Source organism: Halomarina salina (assembly GCF_023074835.1).
GTDB classification, from domain to species: domain Archaea; phylum Halobacteriota; class Halobacteria; order Halobacteriales; family Haloarculaceae; genus Halomarina; species Halomarina salina.
Map to the genome: position 1 here is coordinate 550883 of NZ_JALLGW010000001.1, position 25663 is coordinate 576545.

At 68.2% G+C, this 25663-nt stretch carries 30 protein-coding genes and 1 tRNA gene; 15 read left to right on the top strand and 16 right to left on the bottom strand.

Translation table 11 applies throughout. From position 1 onward, the window contains the following. Window positions 1–68 precede the first annotated feature (68 nt). Window positions 69–1295, bottom strand: coding sequence for a trans-sulfuration enzyme family protein (locus MX571_RS02790; protein ID WP_247414073.1), 1227 nt, complete (start codon window positions 1293–1295; stop codon window positions 69–71). Window positions 1296–1436: 141 nt separating this feature from the next. Next, window positions 1437–1910 (bottom strand): DoxX family protein, encoded by a 474-nt coding sequence (locus MX571_RS02795; protein WP_247414074.1) that lies wholly within the window; start codon window positions 1908–1910, stop codon window positions 1437–1439. A 285-nt stretch (window positions 1911–2195) separates the two neighbouring features. Here MX571_RS02795 and MX571_RS02800 point away from each other — a divergent pair, with 285 nt between their 5' ends. After that, window positions 2196–4061 (top strand): ABC transporter ATP-binding protein, encoded by a 1866-nt coding sequence (locus MX571_RS02800; protein WP_379751932.1) that lies wholly within the window; start codon window positions 2196–2198, stop codon window positions 4059–4061. Window positions 4062–4104: 43 nt separating this feature from the next. On the opposite strand, the gene MX571_RS02805 is transcribed toward MX571_RS02800, so the two are convergent. The 5 genes from MX571_RS02805 to MX571_RS02825 all read right to left on the bottom strand — a co-directional run bounded on the left by MX571_RS02805 (window position 4105) and on the right by MX571_RS02825 (window position 8263). Continuing rightward, window positions 4105–4947, bottom strand: coding sequence for a DUF5694 domain-containing protein (locus tag MX571_RS02805; RefSeq protein ID WP_247414076.1), 843 nt, complete (start codon window positions 4945–4947; stop codon window positions 4105–4107). A 171-nt stretch (window positions 4948–5118) separates the two neighbouring features. Beyond that, entirely contained in the window at window positions 5119–6024 is a 906-nt protein-coding gene (locus MX571_RS02810) for a serine/threonine-protein kinase RIO2 (protein ID WP_247414077.1), read from the bottom strand. A gap of 162 nt (window positions 6025–6186) precedes the next feature. Further along, window positions 6187–6489: a stress response translation initiation inhibitor YciH gene (gene yciH / locus MX571_RS02815; RefSeq protein WP_247414078.1), complete on the bottom strand. Its 303-nt coding sequence runs from the start codon at window positions 6487–6489 to the stop codon at window positions 6187–6189. A gap of 118 nt (window positions 6490–6607) precedes the next feature. Next, entirely contained in the window at window positions 6608–7549 is a 942-nt protein-coding gene (locus tag MX571_RS02820) for a ring-cleaving dioxygenase (protein WP_247414079.1), read from the bottom strand. A 132-nt stretch (window positions 7550–7681) separates the two neighbouring features. Beyond that, entirely contained in the window at window positions 7682–8263 is a 582-nt protein-coding gene (locus MX571_RS02825) for a PaaI family thioesterase (protein ID WP_247414080.1), read from the bottom strand. A gap of 115 nt (window positions 8264–8378) precedes the next feature. On the opposite strand from MX571_RS02825, the gene MX571_RS02830 reads away from it, so the two are divergent. The 3 genes from MX571_RS02830 (at window position 8379) to MX571_RS02840 (ending at window position 11462) form a co-directional block, all read left to right on the top strand. After that, window positions 8379–9731, top strand: coding sequence for an MFS transporter (locus MX571_RS02830; RefSeq protein WP_247414081.1), 1353 nt, complete (start codon window positions 8379–8381; stop codon window positions 9729–9731). Between the two features lie 90 nt (window positions 9732–9821). Next, window positions 9822–10397: a DJ-1/PfpI family protein gene (locus MX571_RS02835; RefSeq protein ID WP_247414082.1), complete on the top strand. Its 576-nt coding sequence runs from the start codon at window positions 9822–9824 to the stop codon at window positions 10395–10397. A gap of 93 nt (window positions 10398–10490) precedes the next feature. After that, window positions 10491–11462, top strand: a complete 972-nt coding sequence (locus MX571_RS02840) for a DUF7351 domain-containing protein (protein ID WP_247414083.1) — start codon at window positions 10491–10493, stop codon at window positions 11460–11462. Between the two features lie 171 nt (window positions 11463–11633). On the opposite strand, the gene MX571_RS02845 is transcribed toward MX571_RS02840, so the two are convergent. Further along, on the bottom strand, window positions 11634–12440 hold the full coding sequence (locus MX571_RS02845; RefSeq protein WP_247414084.1) for an SDR family NAD(P)-dependent oxidoreductase: 807 nt from the start codon (window positions 12438–12440) through the stop codon (window positions 11634–11636). Window positions 12441–12588: 148 nt separating this feature from the next. Here MX571_RS02845 and MX571_RS02850 point away from each other — a divergent pair, with 148 nt between their 5' ends. Further along, a complete protein-coding gene (locus MX571_RS02850; protein WP_247414085.1) occupies window positions 12589–12924 on the top strand; it encodes a DUF8070 family membrane protein in 336 nt (111 codons plus the stop codon). Window positions 12925–13182: 258 nt separating this feature from the next. On the opposite strand, the gene MX571_RS02855 is transcribed toward MX571_RS02850, so the two are convergent. The 3 genes from MX571_RS02855 to MX571_RS02865 all read right to left on the bottom strand — a co-directional run bounded on the left by MX571_RS02855 (window position 13183) and on the right by MX571_RS02865 (window position 15115). After that, on the bottom strand, window positions 13183–13542 hold the full coding sequence (locus MX571_RS02855) for an Ig-like domain-containing protein (protein ID WP_247414086.1): 360 nt from the start codon (window positions 13540–13542) through the stop codon (window positions 13183–13185). A gap of 233 nt (window positions 13543–13775) precedes the next feature. After that, window positions 13776–14459 carry an archaeal proteasome endopeptidase complex subunit alpha gene (locus MX571_RS02860; protein WP_247414087.1) on the bottom strand — a complete coding sequence of 228 codons (684 nt, stop codon included), beginning with the start codon at window positions 14457–14459 and terminating at the stop codon, window positions 13776–13778. Beyond that, window positions 14456–15115, bottom strand: a complete 660-nt coding sequence (locus MX571_RS02865; protein ID WP_247414088.1) for a proteasome subunit beta — start codon at window positions 15113–15115, stop codon at window positions 14456–14458. Before MX571_RS02865 ends, MX571_RS02860 begins: the two co-directional genes overlap by 4 nt. Window positions 15116–15281: 166 nt before the next feature. Here MX571_RS02865 and MX571_RS02870 point away from each other — a divergent pair, with 166 nt between their 5' ends. The 5 genes from MX571_RS02870 to MX571_RS02890 all read left to right on the top strand — a co-directional run bounded on the left by MX571_RS02870 (window position 15282) and on the right by MX571_RS02890 (window position 19158). Then, window positions 15282–16169, top strand: coding sequence for a lipoate--protein ligase family protein (locus MX571_RS02870; RefSeq protein WP_247414089.1), 888 nt, complete (start codon window positions 15282–15284; stop codon window positions 16167–16169). A 151-nt stretch (window positions 16170–16320) separates the two neighbouring features. Then, window positions 16321–16692, top strand: coding sequence for a DUF7344 domain-containing protein (locus MX571_RS02875; protein WP_247414090.1), 372 nt, complete (start codon window positions 16321–16323; stop codon window positions 16690–16692). Window positions 16693–16815: 123 nt separating this feature from the next. After that, a complete protein-coding gene (locus MX571_RS02880) occupies window positions 16816–17652 on the top strand; it encodes a deoxyribonuclease IV (RefSeq protein ID WP_247414091.1) in 837 nt (278 codons plus the stop codon). 225 nt (window positions 17653–17877) lie between these two features. Then, window positions 17878–18252: a hypothetical protein gene (locus MX571_RS02885; RefSeq protein WP_247414092.1), complete on the top strand. Its 375-nt coding sequence runs from the start codon at window positions 17878–17880 to the stop codon at window positions 18250–18252. A 63-nt stretch (window positions 18253–18315) separates the two neighbouring features. Next, the gene (locus MX571_RS02890) at window positions 18316–19158 is read left to right on the top strand and encodes a class I SAM-dependent methyltransferase (protein ID WP_247414093.1); all 843 of its coding nucleotides are present in this window, start codon (window positions 18316–18318) and stop codon (window positions 19156–19158) included. Between the two features lie 59 nt (window positions 19159–19217). On the opposite strand, the gene MX571_RS02895 is transcribed toward MX571_RS02890, so the two are convergent. Beyond that, complete coding sequence (locus MX571_RS02895) at window positions 19218–19502, bottom strand: hypothetical protein (RefSeq protein WP_247414094.1); 285 nt, start codon at window positions 19500–19502, stop codon at window positions 19218–19220. A 122-nt stretch (window positions 19503–19624) separates the two neighbouring features. On the opposite strand from MX571_RS02895, the gene MX571_RS02900 reads away from it, so the two are divergent. After that, window positions 19625–20320 carry an alpha/beta hydrolase gene (locus MX571_RS02900; protein ID WP_247414095.1) on the top strand — a complete coding sequence of 232 codons (696 nt, stop codon included), beginning with the start codon at window positions 19625–19627 and terminating at the stop codon, window positions 20318–20320. A 31-nt stretch (window positions 20321–20351) separates the two neighbouring features. Here the strand turns inward: MX571_RS02900 and MX571_RS02905 are convergent, their stop codons facing one another. Then, window positions 20352–21005, bottom strand: coding sequence for a DUF7095 family protein (locus MX571_RS02905; protein ID WP_247414096.1), 654 nt, complete (start codon window positions 21003–21005; stop codon window positions 20352–20354). Between the two features lie 181 nt (window positions 21006–21186). On the opposite strand from MX571_RS02905, the gene MX571_RS02910 reads away from it, so the two are divergent. The 3 genes from MX571_RS02910 to MX571_RS02920 all read left to right on the top strand — a co-directional run bounded on the left by MX571_RS02910 (window position 21187) and on the right by MX571_RS02920 (window position 23137). After that, window positions 21187–21552, top strand: a complete 366-nt coding sequence (locus tag MX571_RS02910) for a hypothetical protein (protein ID WP_247414097.1) — start codon at window positions 21187–21189, stop codon at window positions 21550–21552. A 50-nt stretch (window positions 21553–21602) separates the two neighbouring features. Next, a complete protein-coding gene (gene ncsA, locus MX571_RS02915; RefSeq protein ID WP_247414098.1) occupies window positions 21603–22622 on the top strand; it encodes a tRNA 2-thiolation protein NcsA in 1020 nt (339 codons plus the stop codon). Between the two features lie 77 nt (window positions 22623–22699). Further along, window positions 22700–23137, top strand: coding sequence for an SRPBCC family protein (locus MX571_RS02920; protein WP_247414099.1), 438 nt, complete (start codon window positions 22700–22702; stop codon window positions 23135–23137). Between the two features lie 51 nt (window positions 23138–23188). On the opposite strand, the gene ftsZ is transcribed toward MX571_RS02920, so the two are convergent. The 3 genes from ftsZ to MX571_RS02935 all read right to left on the bottom strand — a co-directional run bounded on the left by ftsZ (window position 23189) and on the right by MX571_RS02935 (window position 25361). Further along, window positions 23189–24382 carry a cell division protein FtsZ gene (ftsZ, locus tag MX571_RS02925; protein ID WP_247414100.1) on the bottom strand — a complete coding sequence of 398 codons (1194 nt, stop codon included), beginning with the start codon at window positions 24380–24382 and terminating at the stop codon, window positions 23189–23191. After that, window positions 24383–24556, bottom strand: coding sequence for a transcriptional regulator CdrS (gene cdrS / locus MX571_RS02930; protein ID WP_247414101.1), 174 nt, complete (start codon window positions 24554–24556; stop codon window positions 24383–24385). Window positions 24557–24785: 229 nt separating this feature from the next. Further along, a complete protein-coding gene (locus MX571_RS02935) occupies window positions 24786–25361 on the bottom strand; it encodes a double zinc ribbon domain-containing protein (RefSeq protein WP_247414102.1) in 576 nt (191 codons plus the stop codon). A 114-nt stretch (window positions 25362–25475) separates the two neighbouring features. On the opposite strand from MX571_RS02935, the gene MX571_RS02940 reads away from it, so the two are divergent. Further along, a tRNA-Tyr gene (locus MX571_RS02940) sits at window positions 25476–25549 on the top strand. Window positions 25550–25663: the final 114 nt, after the last annotated feature.

The window sequence follows — 25663 nt, forward strand, 5'->3', positions numbered from 1 at the left end:
CCGGGCGAAATAACCACCCGGTCGGACGGAACGGTGGAGAAACGAACCGCAGAAGTCGCCGAGAGAGACTACGCCGACGGCGACTGGTGGGCCCGTTCGACGGCGGCGAAGCCGAGGTCGAGGTCCGCGAGCAGGTCGTCGACGTGTTCGATGCCGACGGAGACACGAATCAGCGTGTCCGTGATGCCGACCGCCTCACGCTCCTCCTTCGGGATGGGTTCGTGGGTCATCGCGGCCGGGCACTCGATGAGGCTCTCGACGCCGCCGAGGCTCACCGCCAGCCTGAACTCCTCCAGTGCGCCGAGGAACGTCACCACGTCGTCCAGGTCGCCGTCGAGTTCGAACGAGAGGACGCCGCCGAACCCGCTCATCTGCTCGCACGCGAGGTCGTGTTGCGGGTGGGAGTCGAGGCCGGGGTAGAGGACCCGATTCACGCCGTCGTGGTCGTCCAGGTACTCCGCGATGGCCTGCGCGTTGGCCTCGTGCTGGCGCATCCGCACGGGGAGCGTCTTCGTCCCGCGCAGGAGGAGGTAGCTGTCGAACGGCGCGAGCATGTTACCGAGAGCGATCTGCTGGAGGAAGCCGAGCGACTCGGCCAGTTCGTCGCAGTCGGTGACGAGCGCGCCACCGACGCTGTCGGAGTGGCCGTTGAGGTACTTCGTCGTGGAGTGAGCGACGAGGTCCGCACCGAGCGCGAGGGGGCGCTGACAGAGCGGACTCATGAACGTGTTGTCGACGCCGAGCAGCGCGCCGTGGTCGTGAGCGACGGAGGCGATAGCGCCTATGTCGCACAGCTTCAGCAGCGGGTTCGTCGGCGTCTCCATCCAGACCAGACGGGTGTCCTCGCGCATCGCGTCTGCGACGGCCTCGGTGTCGGTCGCGTCGACGAACGACACCTCGACGTTCAGACGCCCGACGAACAGTTCTTCGAGCATCCGGCGGGTGCCGGCGTAGAGGTCGTCGAACGCGACCACGTGGTCGCCCGGTTCGACGGTGGCGAGCAGGGCCGTGTTGATGGCCGCCGTCCCCGAGGAGAACGCGAAGCCGTGCCGTCCGCCTTCGAGGGCGGCGAGGCGCTGTTCGACGGCGTGGCGCGTGGGGTTCGAGAGTCGGGAGTAGAGGAACTCGCCGTCGTCGGGGTTCACGTCTTCGAGCGACAGACCGGTGTCGAGTGCTGGCAGCGCGAACGTCGACGCGAGGTGGATGGGCGAGACCACGTCGCCGCGGCCCTCCTCGGGCGACGGCTCCTCGCCGTGACCGACCGCGAGCGTCTCGACGTGCGAGTCGTGGGACATACCCGGAGGTCACCGCACGCCGCGAAAGACCTTTCGTAAATCTGATAATAATGAGGTTCGCAAAAATTACCTGAATTCATCCGTCCGGTCCGACGACCGGACGGGCCGACAGGTTCCGACTCGACCGGTCGTTCGCCCCGCTCAGCGCTCGCCCGCGCGGACGAGGAAGGCGAGTGCACCGCCGAGCATGGCGACGTTCTTCAGGAACGCGTTCGTCTCGGTCTGCTTGCTCTCCTCGTCGGCGTTCCAGAAGTCGTGCATGGTCGGCGTGGCGACGACCAGGAACGTCGCGGCTGCGCCCGCTGCGAGCTTCGGGAGCTTCCAGAACGCGATGCCGAGGCCGCTGGACACGAGCAGGCCACCGGAGAGCGGCACCATCGTCTCCGCCTCGGGGATGCCCTTCGCGTCGGCGTACTGGACGTAGCCCTCCAGCTGTCGGAAGTGGGTGAGGCCGGTGTAGACGAGCACCGCGCCGAACAACAGGCGTGCCAGTCGGAAGAACAGGCTGTTGTTCGGGACGGGGTCGGGCGCGACGTCGTCGTCGTCCGTTCCACCGTCTTCCGCGGCCACCTCGTCGAGGTTCTCGGGAGCGTCAGTCTCTGTGGCGGTTGCCATACCTCACCCACGTAGTTATCCGGGATAACGGTTGTCCAGACGGCGAACGCTCCCGGAATCGGTGACGTGGACGTTACCGCATTCGGTCGGTGTTACCACCCGCTCGACGACGGCACCAACTGTCCACACACCGAATCCGACGCCAGCGCCGAGTCCGACGCCACCGCTCTCGTTATCTCCGTGCGACGCTTACCCGAGGTGAATGAGAACGACCCCCAGAGCCGTCGGTCCGGGCGCGCAGGAGGGTGAGTGAGTCCGCACTGGTGGGGCGGGCCGGACGACCCGCTGACGTTCGACGTCGAGGGCGACCCGCTGCGCGACCTGTTCGGCCGCTACGCGCGGGCTGACTGGCCGCTGTTCGTCGTCGGCGTCGTCACGAGCGTCCTCGGCCGACTGGTGAGTCTCGCGCCGCCCCTCGTCCTGGGCGTCGCCATCGACGCGACGTTCAACGACGACGTCCCCTACGAGATTCCGTTCGTGCCCGCCGACCTGCTGCCGGCCACGCAGAGCGAGGAGGTGCTCTACTCTGTCGGTATCGTCGTCGCCGCGCTGGTCGGCTCCGTCCTGCTGACGTGGACGAACGGCGCGGCGCTGTCGCTGTTCTCGAACCGCGTCCAGCACTACATCCGCGTCGACACCTACGACGCGATGCAGCGCCTCGACATGGCGTTCTTCGACGACAAGCAGACCGGACAGGTCCTCGCCATCCTCAACGACGACGTCCGCAACCTCCGGATGTTCCTCGGCTCGACGGTGTCGAGCGCGCTGCAACTCGTCGCCACCGTCGTCGGCATCGCTGGCTTGCTGTTCTACCTGAACTGGCAACTCGCGCTCGTCACGCTCGTCGCGGTGCCCGCGCTCGCCGTCTTCACGCTCTGGTTCATGCGGACCATCCGGCCGCGCTACCGCGCCCTGCGCGCCTCGGTCGGCGAACTGAACACGCGACTGGAGAACAACCTCGACGGGATGGAGGTCATCAAGACCGCCCACACCGAACGCCACGAGACCGACCGCATCCGCGAGACGTCGTGGCAGTACTACCTCCGGACGTGGGCCGTCGCCAAACTGGAGTACCTCTATCAGCCGACGATGGACCTCCTCGCCGGACTGGCGTTCGCCGCGACGTTCCTCCTCGGCGGCCTGTGGCTCGTCGGCGGCGCGCCCGGCCCGTTCACCGGTGACCTCCGCGTCGGCGAGTTCGTCACGTTCCTGTTCATGACCCAGCGGTTCGTCGACCCGCTCTCGGGCGTGGGACGCATCGTCACCAGCTACGAGGACGCCCGCGCCAGCGGCGAGCGCATCGTCGGCCTCGTCTCCCGTCCGGTGGTCGTGCAGGACCGCGAGGACAGCGTCGTCCGCGACCACGTCGAGGGACACGTCGAGTACGACGACGTGACGTTCTCGTACCTCCCGGACCGGCCCGTCGTCCGGAACCTCTCGTTCACGGTCGAGGCCGGTGAGACGGTCGCGTTCGTCGGTCCCACCGGGGCTGGCAAGTCGACGGCCGCGAAGCTCCTGTTGCGCCTCTACGACGTCGACTCGGGGAGCGTCCGCGTCGACGGCGTCGACGTGCGCGACCTCTCCCTGGAGACGCTCCGCTCGAACGTCGGCTACGTGAGCCAGGACGTGTTCCTCTTCGACGGCACCGTCGCCGAGAACGTCAGGTACGGCTCGTTCGACGCCACCGACGAGGCGGTCGAGGCCGCCGCCAGACTCGCCGAGGCACACGCGTTCGTCGAGAACCTCCCCGACGGCTACGACACGCGCGTCGGCGAACGCGGCGTGAAGCTCTCCGGCGGGCAGCGCCAGCGCCTCGCCATCGCGCGAGCGATGCTGCAGGACCCCGCCATCCTCGTCCTCGACGAGGCCACGAGCGCCGTCGACACCGAGACCGAACTGCTCATCCAGCGCGGGCTGGCGCGTCTCACCGCCGACCGGACGACGCTCGTCATCGCCCACCGCCTCTCGACGGTGAAGGAGGCGGACCAGTTGCTCGTCGTCGACGACGGTCGGGTCGTCGAGCGCGGCACCCACGAGCGCCTGCTCGACGAGGACGGCCTCTACGCCACGCTCTGGAACGTGCAGTCCGGCGCGAGCGCCAGCGAGGAGTTCATCGCGGAGGTCGTCGCCCGCGCCGACCGGGGGACCTGAGACGGGTGACGGTACCCCGAGATTGCAGGCCACTCGTCCACGCTCAGGAGTCGGGAAGGTACGGCAACGGGCTCACCGGACAGAACATCGGCGCTTCGTCGAACAGGTGGCGCAACACGCGGATGTGGCCCGACCCGACGAGCAGGAGGACTCGCTCGGTGTCGGGGTCGACGGCCCGCCACGTGTTGTGGACGGTCCGGATGTTGCGCTCGTACCACCCGGCGAGCAGGGAGGGACCGTCGAACGACTCGCCCTCCCCTCGGATGAGCCACTCGAACATCCCGTCGTGGTTCAGTCTGAGTTCGGGTTCCCGGTTCCCCTCGGCCAGGTACTCGGCGACGGTCGACTCGCGGAGCAACTCGGCGCCCTCGTCGGCCACCGCCTGGAAGTCCGGGAGGTCGTAGTCGCCCTTCTTCGGCGGGACGGGGTCGCGCTCGTCGGGCGGCACCCACGCCTCGCCCTCCAGCCTCGCCGTGTAGTCGACGGCGGCGACCCGCTCGTGGTCGAGTCGGTCCGCGAGGCGGTACCCGACCTGCACGACCTCGTTCCGACACTCGACGCCCACCGCCTCGCGCTTCGGGTCGGGCGACTCGGCGGCCTCCTCGCGGTCGTAGCGGCGCTCGCCCGAGCGGTACTGTTCGTAGAGGTCGTTGACCGCCTCGCGCTTCTCGTAGGGCCGTTCGAGCGCGACCAGTTCCGGCGACCAGTCGGCGAGTCGAGCGACGAGGTCCCGGAGTTCGCGCTGTCGTCGCTCCGTGAGGACGTCGTCGGCGTCGAACGTCGTCGCGTCCATGTCGGGGTTGTCCATGTGGTAGGTCCCGAGCAGCATGACGCGAATCTGGCCGGCGGCCGGCGTCGGCCACCCGTCGGGAACGTCGTCGGTCATCGGCTCACCAGGGCTCGATTCTCCATTACAGGGCCGTCTCGGCCCGCCGACAAGAAGCGTTCCCCCGGCGACACGACGGCCATTCCATATCGCACTATACGGTTTATCTCCCGTGGCCCAGCCATCGCGGTCGGATTGCGAGAACAGTACGGAGAAAGCCGGAAGCGTCCGTCAGCGGTGGTCGCGGACCGATTCGAACTCGTCGTCACGCACTGCCTGCGCGACGGCACCGATGTCCGGGTCGCCGACCCGGTTCGGGTACTTGCGCTCGAAGTAGCCCACCAGATTGCGCAGGTCTCGCTCCAGGAACTCGTCTGCGTTCTCGTGGTCGGTGGGGACGGCCTGCGGCCAGTCGAAGATCGTGACGCCGTCGCTGTCGACGAACACGTTGTACTCGCTCATGTCGGCGTGGACGTACCCCGCCCGGTACGCCGCGGCGAGTTCGTCGAGTATCAGGTCGAGGACGCCGACGGCCTGCTCGGGGTCGAGTTTCGCCTTCGAGAGTTCGACGCCCGAGAGCTTCTCCATCACGATGGCGTGGCGGTTCTGGTCGATGGGCCGGGGGACCCGCACGTCCGGGTACACCGTCTCCAGCGCCTCGTACTCGCGTTCGGCGGCCTTCCGGGCCGTGTAGAACCACGAGATGTGCTTGTTGTCGGAGGTGTAGTCCCGTTCCTTCTGTACCTCGCGGAAGTTGGTGTACCCCTCGCGGTGGAACTTCAGCGCGAGCGGTTTGTACGACCGGACCTCGTAGACGTCGCTCTCCTTGCCGACGCCGAGCGGTGCGCCGAACCCCTCGATGGTGTCTCGCTCGGCGAACGTCCGCAACGCGAGCGCGTCGTACCCCTCGAACGTGAGTCGGAAGCCGAGATACTGGATGGTCTTGCGTTCGACCAGCTCCCGGTCCTCACACCGGTCGAGGCGGTAGGTGACCTCCTCGCTGTCGAGACGGGCGAACTCGGCGAGCTTCTCCTGGGCGACCCACTCGGAGAAGCGCATCCCGTGTTCGAGCCCCGAGAGCAGATAGAAGTCCTCCGTCTGGAGGTCGGGGAAGAAATCGGCGACGTTCCGCACCATACCCGCTGTTCACGGGCCGCAGGGAAAAGCCCCGCGCGTCCGCCGTGTGAGGGGTAGTAAATCGCATCTCGCGATATAGAATCGCCGTGAAGGCGTCAGCTACCGCTCGGCAGGAAGTGACGAGAGAACGGTCGAGCGCGCGAAAATCGGCGGTTCGAGTCGTCAGGCGACCTGGAACCCCTCGTCGCGGAGGACGTCGGGGAGGCGGTCGGCGTGGTCGCCCTGGAGTTCGATGGTCCTGGAGTCCTTCTCGACGGTGCCGCCGGTCGCGAGGCGACGTTTCAGCGTCGAGGCGAGGTCCTTGAGGTCGACGGTGCCGTCGTCGAACCCGCCGACGATGGTCATCGGTTTCCCGTAGCGTCGGCTCTCGACGCGAACCGTGAGGTGCTGTTCCGCTCGTGCGAGGTCGTCCCCGATTCCGAGGTCGTCGGGGAGACCGGTGACGTCGCTGAAGTCCTTTGGCACTACAGGTGTGCTAGGTCGTCTGGAAGGATAACCTTGCCGCGGGTCCGGGAGTCGATACACGACCGGGGGCGACGAGCCGAATCGAGGAGGACCGGGATGCGCCGGTCCGGGTCGTCGCTCAGTCGTCGAGCGCCAGCGGGGGCAGGTTCGCCTCGATGCGCTCGCGGTTCGCCTCGAACTTCGGCGGGAGGACGAGCGACGAGCCGAGTTCCGCCAGCGGTTCGTCCACGGTGTAACCGGGTTCGTGGGTCGCGAGTTCGAACAGGACGCCGCCGGTGTTCGCCGACTGGATGCCCCCGCGGAAGTACACCGAGTGGAACCACTCGCGGTCGATGACGGGCGTCGGGTCGAACCCGAGGTCGACGAGCGTCTCGCGCCACGCCTGCTGGTCCTCGTCGGTCGGCGTCCGGAAGGCGACGTGGTGGACGGTACCGTAGCCGGGTCGCCCCGCCTGCTGCGTGGGAATCAGGTCGACGACCGCGCCGAGTTCGCCCGAGGAGACGTACCGGACGCGTTCGTCGGTCTCCTCCGTCCGCTCGTACCCCATCGTCTCCAGCAGTTCGCCGGTCGGGCCGGTGTCGCGGACGAGCAGCGCGACGCCGTGGAACCCGCGGATGGCGTGCTCGGCGTCGACGTGCTCGGTCCACGGGTCGGCGGCGTCCTCGCCCTCGACCAGTTCCAGCGGGAGGCCGTCGGGGTCCTCGAACGGGAGGACGCGCTCGCCGAACCGTTCGGTCGGCTCCTCGCGGGTGACGTCGTGCTCGTCGAGGCGGTCGGCCCAGAAGTCGAGCGACCCCTCCGGGATGCGGAAGGCGGTGACGCCGACCTGCCCCGCACCGACGGTGCCGCTGGTCGCGCCGGCGAACGGGAAGAACGTCATGCTCGTTCCGGGCGACCCGCGGCTGTCGGCGTAGAACAGGTGGTACGTCGATGGGTCGTCCTGGTTGACCGACCGCTTGACCAGTCGGAGGCCCAGCACGTCCGTGTAGAAGTCGTAGTTCCGCTTCGGGTCGCCAGCGACGGCGGTGACGTGGTGGATGCCGGGGATTCGTTCGGGCATAGTAGTCGGTAGAACGCGGACGTACTTCAGTCGGCGCGGACGCGGGCGTCGGGTGGTGACACGAGTGTTACCGGGCGTGGCTGGTCGGCGCTGGGCGCTGGGCCGACGCTCCGCGTCCCGCTGGAGCGCCGTTCAGCGCCCCGACGCCTGCTCGCCCCGGAGCGTGAGACACGTACTGGAGAGTCGCGCGACGAGCCGGTCCTCCTCGTCGTGGACGTCGCACTCGACGAGGCCGACGGTCCGCCCGCCGGAGACGACGCGGCCGGTCGCGGTCAGGCGGTCGTCCCACACCGGCCGGAGGTAGTTCACCTTCAGTTCCAGGGTCGTGAACGACTCGTCGGAGTCGAGCGTGCTGGCGTAGGCCGTCCCCATCGCCGCGTCGCCCAGGTCGCAGAGGACGCCGCCGTGGAGCGTCCCCATCGGGTTGGCGTGTTCCGGTCCCGCCTCCAGGGTGAGACGGGATTCGCCGCCGGCGACGTGGTCGACGTCGAAGCCCACCAGCGCCCCGATGGGTGGCGGTGGCGTCTCGCCGTCCGCGACGAGCGAGCCGTCGGGGTCGCGGAAGCCACCGCCCTGGGTGAACGCGACCGACTCCGCGAGTTCGACCCGACGGAGCACCGCCTCGCGGGCCAGTTCCTCGGGGTGGTCGGTCACGTCCGTCAGTCGGTCGTACTCCTCGTCGCTGAGCGCCAGTTCGAGCGTTCGCTCGGCCATGTTCGCAGTGGCACCGGCGAGACGATATAGCTCCGTGTCAGCGCTGGTGACGCGAAGGCTATCTCCCCGTGTCGCCTACGAACGTCATGATCTGGACCAGTAGCGCGGAGGTCGCGTGGCAGTAGCCGACGACTCCTCGCCGGCCCCTCGGGACGGCCCGGACTCGCGACTGGTCGTGTTCACCCTCTGGCTGCTGGTGTTCGGCGTCGGCAGCCAGGCGATGCTCATCGCCCCCATCATCCCGCAGATAGCGACGCAACTCGACGTCGACGAGGCGGCGCTCGGGACGCTCATCACCGCCTACAGCGTCGCCGTCGGCGCGTTCGCGCTCCTCGTCGGCCCCATCTCGGACCGAATCGGTCGCCGGCCCGTCCTGCTCGCCGGGACGGGACTCATGACGGGCGCACTCGCACTGCACTGGCTGGCCGGGGACTTCCTCGGCCTGTTCGCCGTCCGCCTGCTGGCTGGCGTCGCCGGGGGCGTCCTCAACGGCGCGGCCATCGCCTACGTCGGCGACTACTTCCCGCCCGAACGCCGCGGGTGGGCCAACGGCTGGGTCATCAGCGGGTTCGCCGCCGGACAGATCGCTGGTATCCCCATCGGGACGCTCCTCGCGGCGGAGTTCGGCTTCCGCGCGCCGTTTCTCGCGTTCGCCGTCGCCACCCTGGTCGCGTTCGGCCTCGTCGTGGCGTTCCTGCCCGCGCCCGACGTGACGCTCGCCACCACTCGACTCACCGTCCGGTCGTTCGTCGGCGAGTACGCCGCGCTCCTCCGGCGACGGGAGATACTCGCCGCGACGCTCGTCTTCTTCCTCATGTTCGGCGGGTCGGCGCTGTACACCACGTTCCTCCCGACGTGGCTGAGCGTCGAACTGCTCGTCGGGGCGGGAGCCATCGCGCTCCTGTTCCTGCTCGGCGGGTTGTCGAACGCCGTGGTCGGTCCAGTCGCGGGGAGCCTCTCGGACCAGCTCGGGCGCAAGCGCGTCATCCTCGTCGCCAGCGTCGGCATCGCCGTCGTCATGGCGCTCACGCCGGTCGCCGGTGCGGTGGGTGGGTTCGTCGCCGTCGCGGCCGTGTTCGTCGTCGTCATGGGGCTGTTCGCCTCGCGGGCGAGTTCGTTCACCACCCTCCTCACCGAACTCGCCGACGGGAACCAGCGAGGCTCGCTGATGAGCCTCACCGTCGGCGTCGGACAGGTCGGCACCGGCGTCGGCGGTGCGCTCGCGGGGACCGCTTACGCCGCCACGGGCTACCCCGCGAGCGCCGTCGCCGCGGGCGTCGTGATGGCGGTCATCACCGGCCTCATCTACGTCTACCTGCCCGCGACGGGACCGGGGACGGAGCGACGACCCGCCCCGACCGCCGAACCGCACTCGCCGCTCGACACCAGCGGCGACGGTCGGCCCGACGTCGCCTGCGACGCACTCTGTGGCCCGACCGCCGAGGGCGGGTACTCGGACGACGACTGAGACAGGTTGGCGGCTGGGCCACCTGCGCAAGACATCCGCGCAGGCTACCCGGGTACCAACAGCCATGTCCTCGCGTTCCCTCTCCTCGCTATGGACGTGCAAATCGTGCTGTACGAGGGGTTCGACGAACTCGACGCCATCGGGCCGTTCGAGGTGTTCGCCAACGCGACGCGAGCGGGTGCCGACCTCCCGCCGACGCTCGTGACGCTGGACGACCGCGAGACGGTCACCGCGAGCCACGGCCTCCGAGTCGGTGTCGACGGCACCCTCTCGGACCCGGACCTCCTCGTGGTCCCCGGCGGCGGGTGGAACGACCGCTCCTCGGCGGGTGCGTGGGCGCAGGTCGAGCAGGGTGACCTGCCCGACGCCGTCGCCCGAATCGCTGACACCGACGCCATCGTCGCGTCGGTCTGCACCGGCGGGATGATTCTCGCTCACGCGGGCGTCCTCGACGGGCGACCCGCGGTCACCCACGGGGGCGCGCTGGACGACCTGCGCGAGTTCGACGTGGACGTGCGCGAGGAACGGGTCGTCGACGACGGCGACGTGGTGACCGCTGGCGGCGTCACGTCGGGCATCGACCTCGCGTTGCACCTCGTCGAGCGGTTCGGTGGTACGGACGTCGCGGAGCAGGTGACGACGGAGATGGAGTACCGACGCCAGTAGTCTCGAATCGTCCGAGTTCTGGCGGAAGCGGACGACAGGCGGGGGAATGCGCTCGGCGGACTACTTATACGGGGCGCTGGCCTACGCCGGGGCATGACCGAGAGCGAGCGTGTCGACGCGGAGACGACCGCCGACGGACCAGACCCCAGCGAGGCGTTCGCGCCGCTGGGCAACGAGGTCCGGACGCGGACGCTCGCGGCCCTCCTCGACGACGGGGTGCCGACGCGACGGCGCTTCTCGGAGCTGTTCGAGGCCAGCGGCGCGGACACCTCCGCCGGGTTCGCCTACCACCTCCGGCAGTTGACCGGCCACTACCTCCGCGAGACCGACGAGGGGTACGCGCTCACCGACGCCGGGGTACGGATGGCCCGCGCCATCGCCTCCGGCACCTACACCGAGAGTGTCGACCGCGAACCCGTCCCGGTCGCCGACCCGTGCCCGTTCTGCGGGGCGGGCGGAGATGGGGCCGCGGCGGACGGCGAGGACGGCGAGGCCGCGGGTGACGGTCCCGGGCTCCGTGCCGGCGCACACGACAACACCGTCGCCATCACCTGCTCGGCGTGCGAGCAGACCGTCCTCTCGCTGGGGTTCCCGCCCGGCGGATTCCGTAGCCACGACGACGACGCCCTCCCGCGGGCGCTCGACAGCCTCTACCGCCACCGCGTCGGGTTGCTCGCGGACGGCACCTGCCCGGAGTGCGGCGGGGCGAGTCGTGGCCGTATCGAGTACACCGACGAGACAGACACCGGCGACGACCAGGGCGACGGCACGCCACTCACCCGCATCGACCTCTCGTGTTCGGCCTGCGGCTACGCCCTGCGCTGTCCGGTGACGCTGGCGGTGCTCGACCACCCGGCGGTCGTCTCGTTCTACCACGACCACGGCGTCGACCTGCGCGACCGGCCCATCTGGAACGTCGGCGAGGAGTGGGCCGAGCGGGTGCTGTCGGACGACCCGTGGTGCGTCCGGGTGGCGACGACGCTCGACGCCGAGACGCTGTCGGTGCTGGTCGGCGCGGACGGGACCGTCGTCGAGACGGACCGACAGACGCAGTCGGCGTCGTAGAGAGCCGACGAGAGCACCCAGCCAGTCGGTGAGCGGAGTCGAGAGACCGAGAACACGGCCAGTTGCCGCCTAGCGCTTACGAAAGCAGTACCGTCCTTATCGATACGAGGTCCCGCCAACGAGCACTCCGACCGAGGAGGAGTCGTCTCCCAGTCGGCGAATCCGGACCGCTCAGAGGACGTCCTGCGTGATGCCGCCGTCTATCTTGACTGCCTCGCCGGTGATGTTGCGGTTCTTGGCGAAGAAGACCGCGAGACGGCCCATATCTTCGGGCTTCTGGTCGCGGTGGAGCGGGATGGCACGCTGAATCGTGTCCTCGTACGCCTCACCGGTTCCGGGGGTGAGCACGTCGCGCCACATCGGCGTGTCGACGATGCCGGGGCAGATGGCGTTGACCGTTACGTCGTCCTCGGCGAGTTCAAGCGAGAGCGTCTTCGTGAGTGCCATGACGGCGTGTTTCGACGCGGAGTAGTGGGCGATCCCCTCGGCGCCGATTTCGCCCGCTATCGAAGCGGTGTTGATGATGGTGCCGCCCTCTTTCAGATGTGGGATGGCCGCACGCGCGCAGAGGAACACCCCCTTCGTGTTGACGTCCATGACGGCGTCCCACTCGTCCTCGTCCAACTCTTCGACCGGCGAGTACGTGATGATACCCGCGTTGCTCACGAGGATGTCGAGCTTGCCGAACTCGTCGACGGTCGTCTCGACCATCTCCTCGACCTGTGCTGCGTCGGTGACGTCGCACTCGACGACGAGCGTCTCCGCCCCCAGGGACTCGAGGTCGGCGGCAAGGTCGGTAGCGTGCTCGTGGTTGTCCGGCTTCGCGTCGTCCCCGGCGGCGTCCTCCGAGACGCCGAGGTCGGCGATGGCGATATCACACCCGGCCTTCGCCAGTTCGCGCGTGATTCCTCCACCGATGTCGCCCGCTGCACCAGTGACGATCGCGACTGCCCCGTCCAGATTGCGCTCTTCTACCATACCTCAACATCCGGTCGTGACGGGAGTCAAGGTGTGGCCTGCGAACGAGAGCCGGAGAGCGTGGGTCTGTCACCGACCGCGAGCGTGCCACTACGGGCACAAAGAAATATTATGTTGGCAACACAATCGCGTGGTACAATAGTCCCCCATGAACCTCAAGCCACTCTTGAAACCGTTGCTCCTCCACACGGGTCTCCTCGCCCTCCTCACGGTCGGAGCGGTGTACCTCGCGACGCACTCCGGACTGTACATGCTCGCGTTAGCAGGGAGCGGGGTCGTGCTCGCGGCGCTCGGCGGCGGCGCGGCCGGGCAGACGAACTTCGGCTCGAACGCCGAAGAGGCCGAACTGGTGGCCGATGGCACGGGGTTCTTCCCCGAGGCGATTACGGATGGTTCACTCCGGTTCGTCCTCCTGTTCTACGGCGTCGGCGTCCTCGTGTGGAGCATCGTCGTGCTGTCCACGTTGGGCGACACGCTCGTCTGAGCGGTCCGACGGCCCTCCCGCATCAATCCCATCGGCCACCTGACGACGACTGCAGCGGGGACCTGCGGGTGAACGCGACTGCGTCTGCCCGTGAGCGACCAGCTTCGTCGGCCACGACGACGGAGAACGCCCCACAGCGCACGTCGCTCGTTCGGCTCTGTCGATGGACGTAGAGCGTGAGTGTTTCAGAGTACATCGAAGATTCATCGAGACGTTCCGTACAGGTTCATTCCCTCCGTATTTCTGCCGTCCTGAGCATCACTCTTCTACCAATAGCCGAATCTCTTCACCGATTTCGATGCCAAACCCGTTTCGAAGCTGTTCTTCTCCGATAGAGAAGCGACGAGTGTGTTTGTCCTCATCGGACAGTGTGACTGTGAGTTCGTAGATTCCCTGTTCGTTGATATCTGGAGAGAGGACTTCTTTGCCGCCGTTCGCACCGACGTGGGCTGTCTGCCGAAACACCTGCTCCTGTTCGCTGGTGACGGTGAGATTGACATCGAACGAAGTCTGACGACTGTTGATAACGACGATTTCGATGCGGTCGGTGCTATCAGCCGCCGTACGCGTAGACGCTCTATTCGCACTTGTGGTTCGATTTGACTGGTCCTCACGCATGGCGCACCCTCCGAGAGAAGCGAGTGTTGCGGTGCTGCTCAGTCGAACGAATCTGCGTCGGGAGGGCATCACACACCTCGAAAACCCGCGCGATCAAATACGTTCTGTGAAATGAGATGATGCGCTCGCGGCACGAGGCTATCGACTGACTCAGCGCCGCGTCCGACGTAGCCGAAGAGAGGCGCTCGCGCGAACGCGACCGAGAAGAGGTGTCGTACTGCGTGTCGAAGGCGTTACTCGTCCGTGTCGCGCGGCTCGAAGCCGTCCTTCGTGATGACGGCGACGGTCGGGCGAGCGCCCTCGTCGTCGTCCTCGTCGGTCAACACGTCCTCGGCGAGGGCGACCGCGTCCTCGATACCCATCTCGGGGTCGTACTGCTCTTCGAGTTCCTCGCGGATGCGGTCGCTGCCGCCGCCGATGGCGGTCGCCTGCCACTCGATGGCCGTCCCCGATGGGTCGGTCTCGAACAGGCGCGGGTCGCCGTCGGCGTAGCCCGCGATGAGCAGCGCCGCGCCGTACGGCCGGGTGCCGCCGGACTGGGTGTACTCCTGGATGTGCTCGGATATCTCGGTCGTCAGCTGTTCGGTCGTGATGTACTCGCCGTAGCGCAGGCGCTCGACCTGTGCCGCGCGACGGGCGACGTCGACGAGTTGGCGGGCGTCGGCGACGTGACCCGCGCTGGCGACGCCGTGGAAGTCGTCGACCTTGTGCAGTTTCTCGACGCTGCGCTCTTCGAGCAGTGGCGAGCGGACGCGACGGGCGGCCGCCAGCACCACGCCGTCGTTCGTCCGGATGCCGACGCTCGCGGAGCCCTGTTTCACGGCCTCGCGGGCGTACTCGACCTGGTAGAGCCGTCCGTCCGGCGAGAAGATGTTCGAGTTACGGTCGTACGCCTGCCGGTCGTTGTTCCCCATCATGCGAGGACCTCCTCCGTGTCGTCGTAGCTGTCCTGGTGCACGCCGTCGGCAGTGATACGCGCGACAGTGATACCGTTTCCGGAGGCGGTGTCACGCTCGCTGGCGGCGGCGACGGCCTCCGCGGCGACCTCGACGGCCTCCTCGACGCTCATCTCGGGGTCGTAGAGGCGTTCGAGCGTCCCCGTCGCGACGGTCATCCCGCTGCCGCTGGCGGTGTAGTCGTCCTCCATCACGCCGCCCGCGCCGTCTATCGAGAAGACCCGGGGCTCGCCGGCGTCCGCGTCGTCCTCGGGCGTTCCGGGCATGGTCGAGCGGTCGGAGTGGGGCAGGTCGACACCGCCGAGCAGTGGCTGGGCCTGCATCCCGCGGATGATGTTGGCGGCCGTCTGGGCCAGCGCGTCCATGCTCATCGGGCGGCCGCGCCGGGTCTCGTAGAGGTCGGCCTGGACGCGGAGTTGTCGGACGAAGCCCTGCCCGCCGCCGACTGACCCGGAGATGGTGACGGCCGCGCGGTCGTGGACCGGTTCGATCTTGATGGCGTTCTTGTTGGCGACGAACCGACCACCGAGGGAGGCGCGGCGGTCGGCCGCGAGGACGACGCCGTCGGTGGCCTTCAGCGCCACCGTCGTCGTCCCGGTCTTCAGCACGTTGTCCATACTCTCACTGTGGGCGCTCGCCGGATAAGTTCTCGCTAAAACGCTCTTTAGCTGGCTCCCTGACGGGCTGTCGGAGGGGCATCGCGTGCAGTGATTTCGACTCGCCGAGAGCCGACGGGAGCGACCGGGCGCAACCGCTTTCCCCCCACTCCTCGCTACGGACGGTATGACCGACGCGCGCGGCGCTGACGACGCTCACAGCGCGGGGGGCACCGCCGAGGACGAGGCGAGCGACGGTCCCGCGCTCGCCGACCGGGAGTGGCGACTCATCCGCGAGGAGTCACTGCCCGGCCCGCTCTGCATGGCCTACGACGCCGTCGCCGCGGAGACGGCCGCCGCGGGCGGCCCCCGGACCGTCCGCGTCTACCAGTGGTCGCCGTCGACGCTCTCGCTGGGCTACCGGAACGACCCGGAGGATATCGACTGGGCGTTCTGCGAACGCGAGGGCATCGACGTGGTGCGGCGACCGACCGGCGGTGGGGCCATCTACCACGACGAGTTCGGCGACATCTCCTACTCGACCATCGCGCCCGCGAGCGAACTACCCGGCGACCTGATGGAGACGTACGACCTGCTGTGTGAACCGCTCCTCACGGCCTGTGCCGAGATGGGCGTCCCCGCCGGGTTCGCCGAGGAGTCGTACCCCGAACTGTACGAACCCGCGTGTTACCTCAGGGAGCTCCACCCGGCCCACGACGTGGTGTACGAGGGCCGGAAGCTCTCGGGCAACGCCCAGTACCGCCGCCGCAACAGCGTCATCCAGCACGGGTCGCTCACCTTCTCTTCGTGCCCCGAACGCACCCTGCCGTGTTTCACCGACCCGAGCGTGGGTCCCGACGCGTTCCGCGAGCGCGTGACGGGCATCGACGAACACGCCGACCTCTCGCGAGAGGAGGCGGTCGAGACGCTCGAATCCGCGCTCGGCGCGTGGGCGGACGCAGAGGAGGGGTCGTGGACCGACGCCGAACACGAGCGAGCACGGGAGATCGCCCGCGAGAAGTTCGACAGCGACGCGTGGAACCGCGACCGCGTCGACCCGCTGGAACGAGCGTAGCGTCCCCGACCAGTCGAAGACTCCGTCGACTCGGCATCCGACCGCTGGACGTGACCCGCGAGAGGTGTCCGCCGGATGCGGTCGAGCCAGCCCTAACCCTTTAGGGACGTGTCTTACCCAGCTGTGTGTTGGTCTTGAGTACAAGAACACAATGACATACGAAGTTTCAGCGGACACGGCACTCGCGCTTCTCGGGACGAAGACCCGGCGGCAGGTCGTCGCGCTCCTGCTCGAAGTCGACGAGACGTGGAGCGTAGAGGGGCTCGCGGCGGAACTCGTTCGACTGGACCCGGCTGTGGCTCCCGACGGCACCGACGCCGAGGCCCACACGGAGCGCGTCGCCACGCGGTTGTACCACTGCGCACTCCCGAAACTCGCCGACGCGGACGCCGTCGAGTTCGACAGCGAGGAGATGACGGTCGCTCCGGGGGAGCAACTCCCCAGGCTCGGGGCTCGTCTGGACGACCTGCTGGACCTCCCGAACACGGGCAGCGTGTCTATCGAGCCGACGGCCAGCGTCTGAAGCGGTCGGTTCAGAGTCCCACGTGGCACGCAGCAGGTCCTCTCGACCGACGCCGTCGAGACGGTGGACGCAGCGGGTCACGTTCCGAAGTCACTATGTCCACAAACTCCTAGCGAGGAGCATATGCTCAGAGTCGGTGCACACACCTCCATCTCGGGTGGCGTGCAGAACGCGGTCGACGAACAGGTCGAACTCGGCGGGAACTGCGGGCAGATATTCACCCACTCGCCGCAGGTGTGGAAGCACACGCCCGCGGACGAGGAGGACGTCGAGGCGTTCCGTGCCCTGTCCGACGAGAACGACGTCGGCCCGTGGATGATCCACGCGTCGTACCTCGTCAACCTCTGTACCCCCAAGGACGACCTGCGCGAGAAGTCCATCGACTCGATGCAGCAGGAACTCGACGCCGCCGACCGACTCGGTGTCCCGTACGTCAACGTGCACCTCGGCGCGCACACCGGCGCGGGCGTCGACGGCGGCCTCGCCAACGCCGCCAGCGCGCTGGACGAACTCACCGTCCCCGAGGACGTCACCATCCTCGTCGAGTCCGACGCGGGCAGCGGGACGAAACTCGGCGGCCAGTTCGAGCACCTCGCGCAGGTGCTCGACGACTGCAGCCACGATTTGGAGATTTGCGTCGACACCGCCCACGCGTGGGCGGCGGGCTACGACCTCTCGACGGCCAAGGGCGTCAAGGACACCCTCACCGAGTTCGACGACGTGGTCGGTCTCGACGACCTCGCGTACTTCCACCTCAACGACTCGAAACACGGCTGTGGTACCAACAAGGACGAGCACGCCCACATCGGCGAGGGCGAGATCGGCGTCGAGGGGTTCGAGACGCTCGTGAACGAGCCGCGGGTGCGTGACCGTCCGTTCGTGCTGGAGACGCCGACGGAGAACGGCAAGAGCTTCGCGTGGAACATCGAGCGGGTACAGGAGTTGCGAGACGATTCGTGAGCGAAGCGAGCGAATCGTCTCGGGAAGACGAGCGGGGAGCGGCAGCGACCCGCGAGTTGCGGGATTCGGACTGAGCGAAGCGAAGGAGAATCCCGAGTGTTCGAACGGTGAGCAACGCGAACCGTGAGGAGTTGCGAGACGGCAAGTGACCGAAGGGAACGACCCGTCTCGGGAAGACGAGCGGGGAACAAATCGCTAAGTGGCGAGCACCCGAACACCCCTGCCATGCCCTCCGACTCGGAGTTCCCGTTCGCGGTGCTACTGGCCGCGGGCGTGTTCCTCGCCCTGCTCGCGCTCAGCGTCGGCCAGTTCGCAGCCCTCGTCGGTATCGGGACGCTGGCGTCCGCCGCGACGCTGGTCGCACTCCCGTTCCTCGTCGGGACGCTCGTCGCCGTCGCCATCCGGTCGCGTCTCGACTCGCGCCGACAGTGGGTACAGTTCGTCGGGGCGAGCGCGGTGTTGGCCGCGATGCTGGAGGTGACCGCCGTCGGCGTGGCCGCCCGCGGTGTCGACCAGTGGGACCTCGTCGGACTGGTCGTGGCGGTGGTGCTGGGCTACGCGTTGCTGCGCTACGACCTGCCGACCGGAACCGGCCGGTGACCAGCACCGACGACTGACCGCGGAACCACACCGTTTTGCCCCCCGCTCACACAGGACGAGCGAATGCGCCGGTTCTCCGCCGACTACCTCGACGACACGCGACGCGGCATGTGGTCGCCCGGCGACCGCGAGGCGCTCGCTCCCCTCGACCTGGCCGAGCGGTCGGTCGTGCTGGACGTCGGCTGTGGCACCGGGAAGCTCTCGTCAGTGCTCGCCAGCGAGACGCCCGCCGACGCGCAGGTCGTCGGACTGGACCGCGACCCGGCGTTGCTCGCGGAGGTACCGGACCCCGTCCACCCGGTGCTCGCCGACGCGCTCTCCCTGCCCGTCGCGGACGCGCGGGCGGACCTCGTCGTCTGTCAGGCGCTGCTCATCAACCTCCCCGACCCGCTGGCGGCCGTCGAGGAGTTCCAGCGGGCCTCCTCGGACCTGGTCGCGGCGGTCGAACCCGACAACGCGGCGGTCACCGTGGAGTCGAGCGTCGCGGCCGAGGAGCGCCTCACCGCCCGCGCTCGCGAGCGGTTCGTCGACGGCGTCCCGACGGACGTGACGCTCGGCGCGGCCCCCGACCTGTTCCGCGAGGCGGGGCTGGTCGACGTGGAGACGCGCAGACACGACCACGTTCGGACGGTCGAGCCGCCGTACGACGAGTCGGCGCTGGAGGGTGCCAAGCGGAAGGCGACCGCGTCGCGTCTCGACGACCAGCGCGAGACGCTGCTGGATGGTGGGATGAGCGAGGACGCGTTCGAGGCGCTCCGTCACGAGTGGCGGGAGATGGGCCGCGACGTGGTCGAGGCGATGACGGCGGGGACGTACCGGCGACGCGAGACGGTGCCGTTCTTCGTCACCGTCGGTCGCGTCCCGACCGGCGAGGGCGACTCCGCGCCCGACTCCAGAGGAGCGTGACGTGCAGGCCGGTGACCGACGCGACGGTGTTCGACGTGCTCGGCGAGGGGTACCGACCGTCAGGACGGTGGTCCGCTCAGGGCGTCGCCGCCCTCGCCCTCTTCCCCCTCGTCACCGCCGATACCGCCCCCGCCCTCCTCGTCGCCTTCGCCACCTTCGCCACCTTCGCCGCCCTCGCCGCCTTCGCCACCTTCGCCACCTTCGCCGCCCTCGCCGCCTTCACCGCCCTCCTCACCTTCGCCCCCGCCAGGGCCCGCACAGCCAGCGATGATGGTCAGTGCGGCGAGCGAGCCACCGCCCGCGGCGAGCAGTCGTCGTCGTGTCGTCCGAGTCTGGTCAGCCATCGTCGCACACGACACCCGCCTCCGGGAAGAGCGTTGAGCCGTCGTATCGTGTCGCGAGGGGCGAGGGGAGCGCCGTCGGACGAAGCCCGCAGGTACAAGTCCCGGCCGGGAGACGGACGACCATGCACGTCAGACGGTTCGGCGAGGGGGACCGTGACCTCGTCCTCGTTCTCGGCTGGGGCAATCGCTTCCGACACGAGACGGTCCAGTGGCTCGTCGACCAGGTCGTCGACGAGGGCTATCGGGTCCACGGGTTCCAGCTACCGACCGTCGTGACCGACTTCCGGTCGCAGTGGCTCGACCCGGTCGCCGAGGCCGTCGAACCGCTCGACGAGTACCGCCTGCTCACCCACTCGACGGGCGGTCTCATCGGCGAGTTCCTCGACGACCCGACGTGGAAAGTCCACCTCAGCCCGTGGTGGGGGTTCCACGAACGCCTCGACAACCCGGTCGTGGAGTACCTGTCGAAGCTCCCCGTCTCGACGCCCATCCTCCCGTCACCCGCCGAGCGCGAGATGCTCGGCGAGCTGGCGACGGACGAGCGCGTGGCCGACAGTCCGCGGGCCGCAGCGCCGACGTTCCTCCGGGAGGCGAGGTGGGCACAGCACCGGCTCCCGCCGTTCGACGCCGACCGGACGAGCGTCTTCTACACGCCGACGGACCAGGTGGTGAGCGCGTCGGCCATCGAGGAGCGGACGCCAGCCGAGAACCGCGTCGCGTACGAGGGCGGCCACGAGCTGTTCGCCTCCCCGTCACGCGATATCCACCTCGACGCCGTGCTCGCGTCGCTGGCGGACGGGCCGGCGGCGCTCCGCTGACCGAGGGGCGGCCCGACAGTTGGGTGACGCGTCAGACCACGTCGCCGCGGACCGACGTCCCCTCCTGACGCTCGCGGTAGCGCTGGACGGCGGTCGCCGCCTCCTGCGCCTCGTCGTCGTCCATACCGAGCATCGCCAGGGCGTCCGGGAGCGTCGGGAGGACGAGGTCGCCCGCCCGGAGTTTGTCGAGGGTGTCCTGGCTGCGCGTGCCGTCGACCCAGAGACACGCGCCGCGCGGGTCGAGGATCTGCTCGTAGTCGCCGCGGGCCTGCGCACCATTCAGTCGCTGGGTGACGTTCGACTCGAACCCGCTGTTGCACACTTCGAGGTGGACCGGTTCGTCCTCGTCGAGCAGGTGGGCGGCGAGGCACTTCTCGGGGGCCGCGTGGCCGCTGTGGTTCGCCCGGACGTACTCGGGGAACTGCTCGGCCCACTCCGCGGAGACCGTCTTGCCGACGCCCTGCACGCCGTGGGCGTCGCGGAACTCGGCCTCGCGGTCGGCGTCCTTCCCGAACAGCAGGTCCTTCGTGACGTAGACGTCGAGGCGGTCGATGGGGTCGACGCCGAGCGTGATGTCCCCGTACACCCACACCTCGCGGACGGGGACGGGCATCGGGTCGTCGTCGACGGTGTCGAGCAGGCGCTCGACCCGGTCGACCGCCGCCGCGCGTGAGAACTCGTCCATACCCCAGGTAGCGCGCGACGGCCGAAGTGGGTTTCTCTCGCCGACGGCAGCCTGCAACGAGCGACCGACGTACACGACGGCGAGAACGAGTCCGACGAACGGCCGACAGCCGTCAGCGAAACTGTCAGACGGCGCGGCTGAAAGCCACGAGATTTAAGTCCCAGATTACTAACGGGCGAGTATGAACCCGGTCGTGGCGCAGGGGGTCAGCCTGGGTCCGGGCGTGTTCGGGGCCGGCGTCGTGTTCGGCCTCGTCGCGTTCGACCTGGCGGTGGCGACGAGCGCCGCCGCCGTCGGCCCCCCGGTGGTTCGGACCATCACCGACTGGCGACTCCCCCAGCAGTGGCGCGAACGGCGCGACCGCTTCGCCCCGAGACCGCTCGACGCGTTCCTCCTCGCGGCCTGGGCGGCCGTGCTCGTGGAACTGCTCCGCTCGCGGCCGACCATCGCCGCGGGCGTCGCGGCGTTCTCCATCCTCATCACCCTCCTCGGCGCACTCGTGTTCCGGGCGTACGACGCCCACGGCGGACGGGAACCCAGACTGTAGCGTCGCGGAGCGAACGCGGGGGTTATCCCGTTCGCCCCGCAACGCCGCCCATGGACTGTGAGAAGTGTGGCGCACCGGCGGTGATGCACGCCGCCTACTCCGGACTGCATCTCTGCGAGTCGCACTTCTGTCGGTCGGTCGAGAAGCGCGTCCGGCGACGGGTGCGCGACGACAACCTCCTGCCGGACGACGCGACGCCCGAGGACCCTCAGACGTGGGTCGTCGGCCTCTCGGGCGGGAAGGACAGCGTCGTCCTCACGCAGATCCTCCACGAGACGTTCGCGGAGGATCCCCGCGTCGAACTCGTCGCGTTGACCATCCACGAGGGCATCGAGGGCTACCGCGACGAGTCCCTCGACGCCTGCCTCTCGCTGACCGACGACCTCGATATCCGTCACGAGGTGGTGAGCTACGAGGAGGAGTTCGGCCTCCGCATGGACGACGTGGCCCGCGAGGACCCCGAGGGGATGGCCCCCTGCGCGTACTGCGGCGTGTTCCGCCGGGACGTGCTCTCGCGGTACGCCGAGGCGCTGGACGCCGACAAACTGCTGACGGGCCACAACCTCGACGACGAGGCCCAGACCGCGCTGATGAACGTGTTCTCGGGTGACCTGCGCCAGATGGCGAAGCACTTCGACGCCTCCCTGGGCGGCTTTGAGGACCGGGGCGAGGAACACGCCGACGAGTTCGTGCCGCGGGCGAAACCGCTCCGCGACGTCCCCGAGAAGGAGGTGGCGCTGTACGCCCACCTCCGGGACCTACCGACGCACATGGCCGAGTGCCCCCACTCCTCGGAGGCCTACCGCGGCGAGATTCAGGAACTGCTCCTGAACCTGGAGGAGAACCACCCCGGCACGCGCCACTCCATCATGGCCGGGTACGAGGAGTTCGCCCGCATCGTCGCCGAGCAGTACCGCGGCGACGGCGACGGCCCGGACCTCGGGGAGTGCGAACGCTGTGGCGCGACCACGACCCGCGACCTGTGTAGAAAGTGCGAACTCGTCGACGCGGTCCACGAGGCGGACGCGGGCGTCGAGACGGGCACGGACGCCGAAGTCGAGAGCGACTGACGGCGCACGTCCACCGGACAGAGACGCTCTCGTGGGGTTTCAGGCGTGTTTATCCCCTCCGCTATCCAACCAGTCGCGTGAATCACGTCGAGACGAGCGTCGACATCGACGCCCCGCCCGAGGCGGTGTGGGAGGTGCTGATGGACGTCGAGCGCTACGAGGAGTGGAACCCGTTCATGACCATCGAGAAGCGGCCGGTCGCCGGCGAGCGGGTGACCGTCCACCTGACGCCGCCCGGCAAACCGGCGGTGACGATGACGCCCGAGGTCCTCGTCGCCGACGGGCGCGAGTTGCGCTGGCGCGGTACACTCGGCGTAAACGGACTCTACGACGGGGAACACACGTTTACGCTCACCGAGCGACCCGACGGCAGGACACGACTCGTCCACGCCGAGCGGTTCTCGGGGGTGCTCGTCCGCCCCGTCAACTGGTGGCTGGGCGACTCGACCGAGCGCGGGTTCGTACAGATGAACGAGGCGCTGAAAGCGAGAGTGGAGTCGAGAGCGGTCGCCTGAGACCGAGCGCCGTCGCTCGACGGTGTGAGAACAGGTGGGAAGAAGTGGGGTCTATCGGATGACGTCGAGACCGTTGTTCTTCTCGACTTCGCTGCGCCCGCCGTCGGTCTCGCCGAAGTTGACCTCGCCGCCACCGGAGTTGAAGTCGTTCGACTGCGACGACGTCGCACCGCCACCGTTGATGGCCTCGCGGGAGGCGTCGGCCTGCTTCTGGGTCGACGGTCCGAGGATCTGAGCAGACTGGACGCCCGTCATGATGGCCATGACGCGCACCTTGCCCTTGTACTCCTCCTGGATACGCGCGCCCCAGATGACGTTCGCGTCCGCTTCGAGCCGTTCGGTGATGTTCTGCGCGATGCCCTCGGCCTCTTTCAGCGTGAGGTCCGGGCCGCCGGTGATGTGGACGAGGCCGCCGGTCGCCCCGCGGTAGTCCACGTCCAGCAGCGGGTGGTTCATCGCGTCCTTGACCACTTCCTGGGTCTTGTTCTTGTCCTGTGTCTCGCCGACCAGCATGACGGCGACGCCGCCCTGACCCATTATCGCGGTCATGTCGGCGTAGTCGAGGTTGATGAGGCTCGGCTGGGTGATGGTCTCCGAGATGCCCTTGACGGTCTCGGCGATGATCTGGTCCATCACGGAGAACGCCTTGCCGATGGGCAGGTTCGGGACGTAGTCGAGCAAGCGGTTGTTGTCGAGGACGATGATGGAGTCCGCGGCGTTGCGGAGTTTCTCCAGCCCTTCCTCGGCCTTCACCGTGCGGGCGCGCTCGACGTTGAACGGCGTCGAGACCATCCCGACGACGATCGCGCCCTGCTCTTTGGCGATGTCGGCGACGACCGGTGCCGCACCGGTCCCCGTACCGCCACCCATGCCGGCGGTGACGAACACGAGGTCCGCCTCGCCGAGCACGTCCTTGATGGTGCCCTGCGCCATCTCCGTGGCGCGTTCGCCCATCGACGGGTCGCCACCGGCACCCAGCCCCTGCGTGAGCGACTTGCCGACGAGTATCTTCGTGTCGGCCTCGATCATCTTGAGGTGCTGTTTGTCGGTGTTGATGGCGATGGTGTCAGCGCCGTCGACGCCGATGTTGTACAGGCGGTTGACGGTGTTGTTCCCCGCGCCACCGCAGCCGACGATGACGATGCGGGGGTCGCCGAACTCGTCGACGTCGTTCCCGCTCGAGTCAGAGCGTTTCTGTTGCTCTTTCTCGGCGTTTTCGAGCGCCGAGTTGACGATGTCCTGCATTCAGGCCCTCGCCCACGGCCGCTTCTTGTCGCGGCGCTCGGTGTTGTCTTCGTTGATCATGTCGCGAACGGCGGCACGAATCGCCTCGCTGCGATTCGGGTACTCCCCGGTCTCGACCATGCGCTCAACCTCCTCGATCTGCTGCTTCGGAATCCGTAGTGTCACACGCTCCATTTTGTCGTATTCCCCTGGTAAGACACCGAGCCGCGTGTCACGACGGCCCAGGGTCCGACACGGGGCAAACCGCAGTACGGCGCGGGCATACGCCCGCAACAACCCCGTGTAAGACGGTTGTCTTACGCAGGTGTTTGCATACATCGGGATGTAATAAAACTTTGGACAGTCGTAAGACGCTACCCCTCACACCAACGTAAACAGGGAGGAATTCCCGCGTCTACGGCGTTTACGAGCGCTCTAGCACGTCCGCCGCTGGCGTCCGACGACCGCAGCCCGGGCAGAACGCCCAGTCCGAGCGGAGTTCGTCGCCGCAGTCGCAGAACACCCGGTGTGTGGCCTTCTCGCCGCAGTTCGAGCAGTAGACGGCCGACTCGTCGAGCCCCGTCCCACAGCCAGAGCACTGTTTACGCCCCTGGTCCGTGTCAGACGCGCCGACGGACGCATTCTGGTCGCCGGTCGCGTCTGCCGCGTGCGTCTCGTCTTCCGACCGGGGAGCGGCGCGTTCGCCCTCGACAGTCACGTTTACGTTGATATCCTGTGGTGGCTGCGGCCGACGTGTCTGGCCAGCGCCCCGCGCGTCGAGTCGCTGTTCGAGCATCGCGTCGACGCGCTCGCGAACGAGCGCGTCGAGCGTGTCGTCGATGGTCGCCTCCAGAGTGGCCTCGGGGGCGCGAACGCTCTCCGCGGACACCTCGTCGAGATGTGCGCGAAGCGCCTCGCGCATCACCTCGCTCTTGGAGGCGTCACACGCCTCGAGGCGGTCGACGAGGTCGTCGTCCGCGCGGAACGTTATCTTGCTCATTCGATACGTTCGCTTACCCACGATTCCATATTAATCTTCTTACGCCCGTCATACGTGCCCCCGTCGCCCCGAAAGACAAGGATTAAATCCAGCCGTCTGCTGATTTCGGGTAGACCGCTCTTAGCTCAGTCTGGCAGAGCAGTCGACTGTAGATCGACTTGCCCCCCGTTCAAATCGGGGAGAGCGGACTTTTCCCGCGAACCACGCGAGGGAGCGAAGCGACCGAGCCAGTGAACGGCGAAAACGTCGTTCTCGACCCGTTTGAAGAGACGAGACGCGCGCAGCGAAGCGAGCACGTCTCG

Excerpts from the sequence above, each read along its gene's own strand:
- MX571_RS02805 (WP_247414076.1), bottom strand. The coding sequence starts at position 4,947 with ATGACCGACGACGTTCCCGACGGGTGGCCGACGCCGGCCGCCGGCCAG.
- MX571_RS02790 (WP_247414073.1), bottom strand. The coding sequence starts at position 1,295 with ATGTCCCACGACTCGCACGTCGAGACGCTCGCGGTCGGTCACGGCGAG.
- MX571_RS02885 (WP_247414092.1), top strand. The coding sequence starts at position 17,878 with ATGCCCTCCGACTCGGAGTTCCCGTTCGCGGTGCTACTGGCCGCGGGC.
- MX571_RS02850 (WP_247414085.1), top strand. The coding sequence starts at position 12,589 with ATGAACCTCAAGCCACTCTTGAAACCGTTGCTCCTCCACACGGGTCTC.
- MX571_RS02835 (WP_247414082.1), top strand. The coding sequence starts at position 9,822 with ATGGACGTGCAAATCGTGCTGTACGAGGGGTTCGACGAACTCGACGCC.
- MX571_RS02840 (WP_247414083.1), top strand. The coding sequence starts at position 10,491 with ATGACCGAGAGCGAGCGTGTCGACGCGGAGACGACCGCCGACGGACCA.
- MX571_RS02870 (WP_247414089.1), top strand. The coding sequence starts at position 15,282 with ATGACCGACGCGCGCGGCGCTGACGACGCTCACAGCGCGGGGGGCACC.
- MX571_RS02910 (WP_247414097.1), top strand. The coding sequence starts at position 21,187 with ATGAACCCGGTCGTGGCGCAGGGGGTCAGCCTGGGTCCGGGCGTGTTC.
- cdrS (WP_247414101.1), bottom strand. The coding sequence starts at position 24,556 with ATGGAGCGTGTGACACTACGGATTCCGAAGCAGCAGATCGAGGAGGTT.
- MX571_RS02795 (WP_247414074.1), bottom strand. The coding sequence starts at position 1,910 with ATGGCAACCGCCACAGAGACTGACGCTCCCGAGAACCTCGACGAGGTG.
- MX571_RS02875 (WP_247414090.1), top strand. The coding sequence starts at position 16,321 with ATGACATACGAAGTTTCAGCGGACACGGCACTCGCGCTTCTCGGGACG.
- MX571_RS02820 (WP_247414079.1), bottom strand. The coding sequence starts at position 7,549 with ATGCCCGAACGAATCCCCGGCATCCACCACGTCACCGCCGTCGCTGGC.
- MX571_RS02890 (WP_247414093.1), top strand. The coding sequence starts at position 18,316 with ATGCGCCGGTTCTCCGCCGACTACCTCGACGACACGCGACGCGGCATG.
- ftsZ (WP_247414100.1), bottom strand. The coding sequence starts at position 24,382 with ATGCAGGACATCGTCAACTCGGCGCTCGAAAACGCCGAGAAAGAGCAA.
- MX571_RS02880 (WP_247414091.1), top strand. The coding sequence starts at position 16,816 with ATGCTCAGAGTCGGTGCACACACCTCCATCTCGGGTGGCGTGCAGAAC.
- MX571_RS02825 (WP_247414080.1), bottom strand. The coding sequence starts at position 8,263 with ATGGCCGAGCGAACGCTCGAACTGGCGCTCAGCGACGAGGAGTACGAC.
- MX571_RS02935 (WP_247414102.1), bottom strand. The coding sequence starts at position 25,361 with ATGAGCAAGATAACGTTCCGCGCGGACGACGACCTCGTCGACCGCCTC.
- MX571_RS02810 (WP_247414077.1), bottom strand. The coding sequence starts at position 6,024 with ATGGTGCGGAACGTCGCCGATTTCTTCCCCGACCTCCAGACGGAGGAC.
- MX571_RS02865 (WP_247414088.1), bottom strand. The coding sequence starts at position 15,115 with ATGGACAACGTGCTGAAGACCGGGACGACGACGGTGGCGCTGAAGGCC.
- MX571_RS02845 (WP_247414084.1), bottom strand. The coding sequence starts at position 12,440 with ATGGTAGAAGAGCGCAATCTGGACGGGGCAGTCGCGATCGTCACTGGT.
- MX571_RS02900 (WP_247414095.1), top strand. The coding sequence starts at position 19,625 with ATGCACGTCAGACGGTTCGGCGAGGGGGACCGTGACCTCGTCCTCGTT.
- ncsA (WP_247414098.1), top strand. The coding sequence starts at position 21,603 with ATGGACTGTGAGAAGTGTGGCGCACCGGCGGTGATGCACGCCGCCTAC.
- MX571_RS02905 (WP_247414096.1), bottom strand. The coding sequence starts at position 21,005 with ATGGACGAGTTCTCACGCGCGGCGGCGGTCGACCGGGTCGAGCGCCTG.
- MX571_RS02855 (WP_247414086.1), bottom strand. The coding sequence starts at position 13,542 with ATGCGTGAGGACCAGTCAAATCGAACCACAAGTGCGAATAGAGCGTCT.
- MX571_RS02860 (WP_247414087.1), bottom strand. The coding sequence starts at position 14,459 with ATGATGGGGAACAACGACCGGCAGGCGTACGACCGTAACTCGAACATC.
- MX571_RS02895 (WP_247414094.1), bottom strand. The coding sequence starts at position 19,502 with ATGGCTGACCAGACTCGGACGACACGACGACGACTGCTCGCCGCGGGC.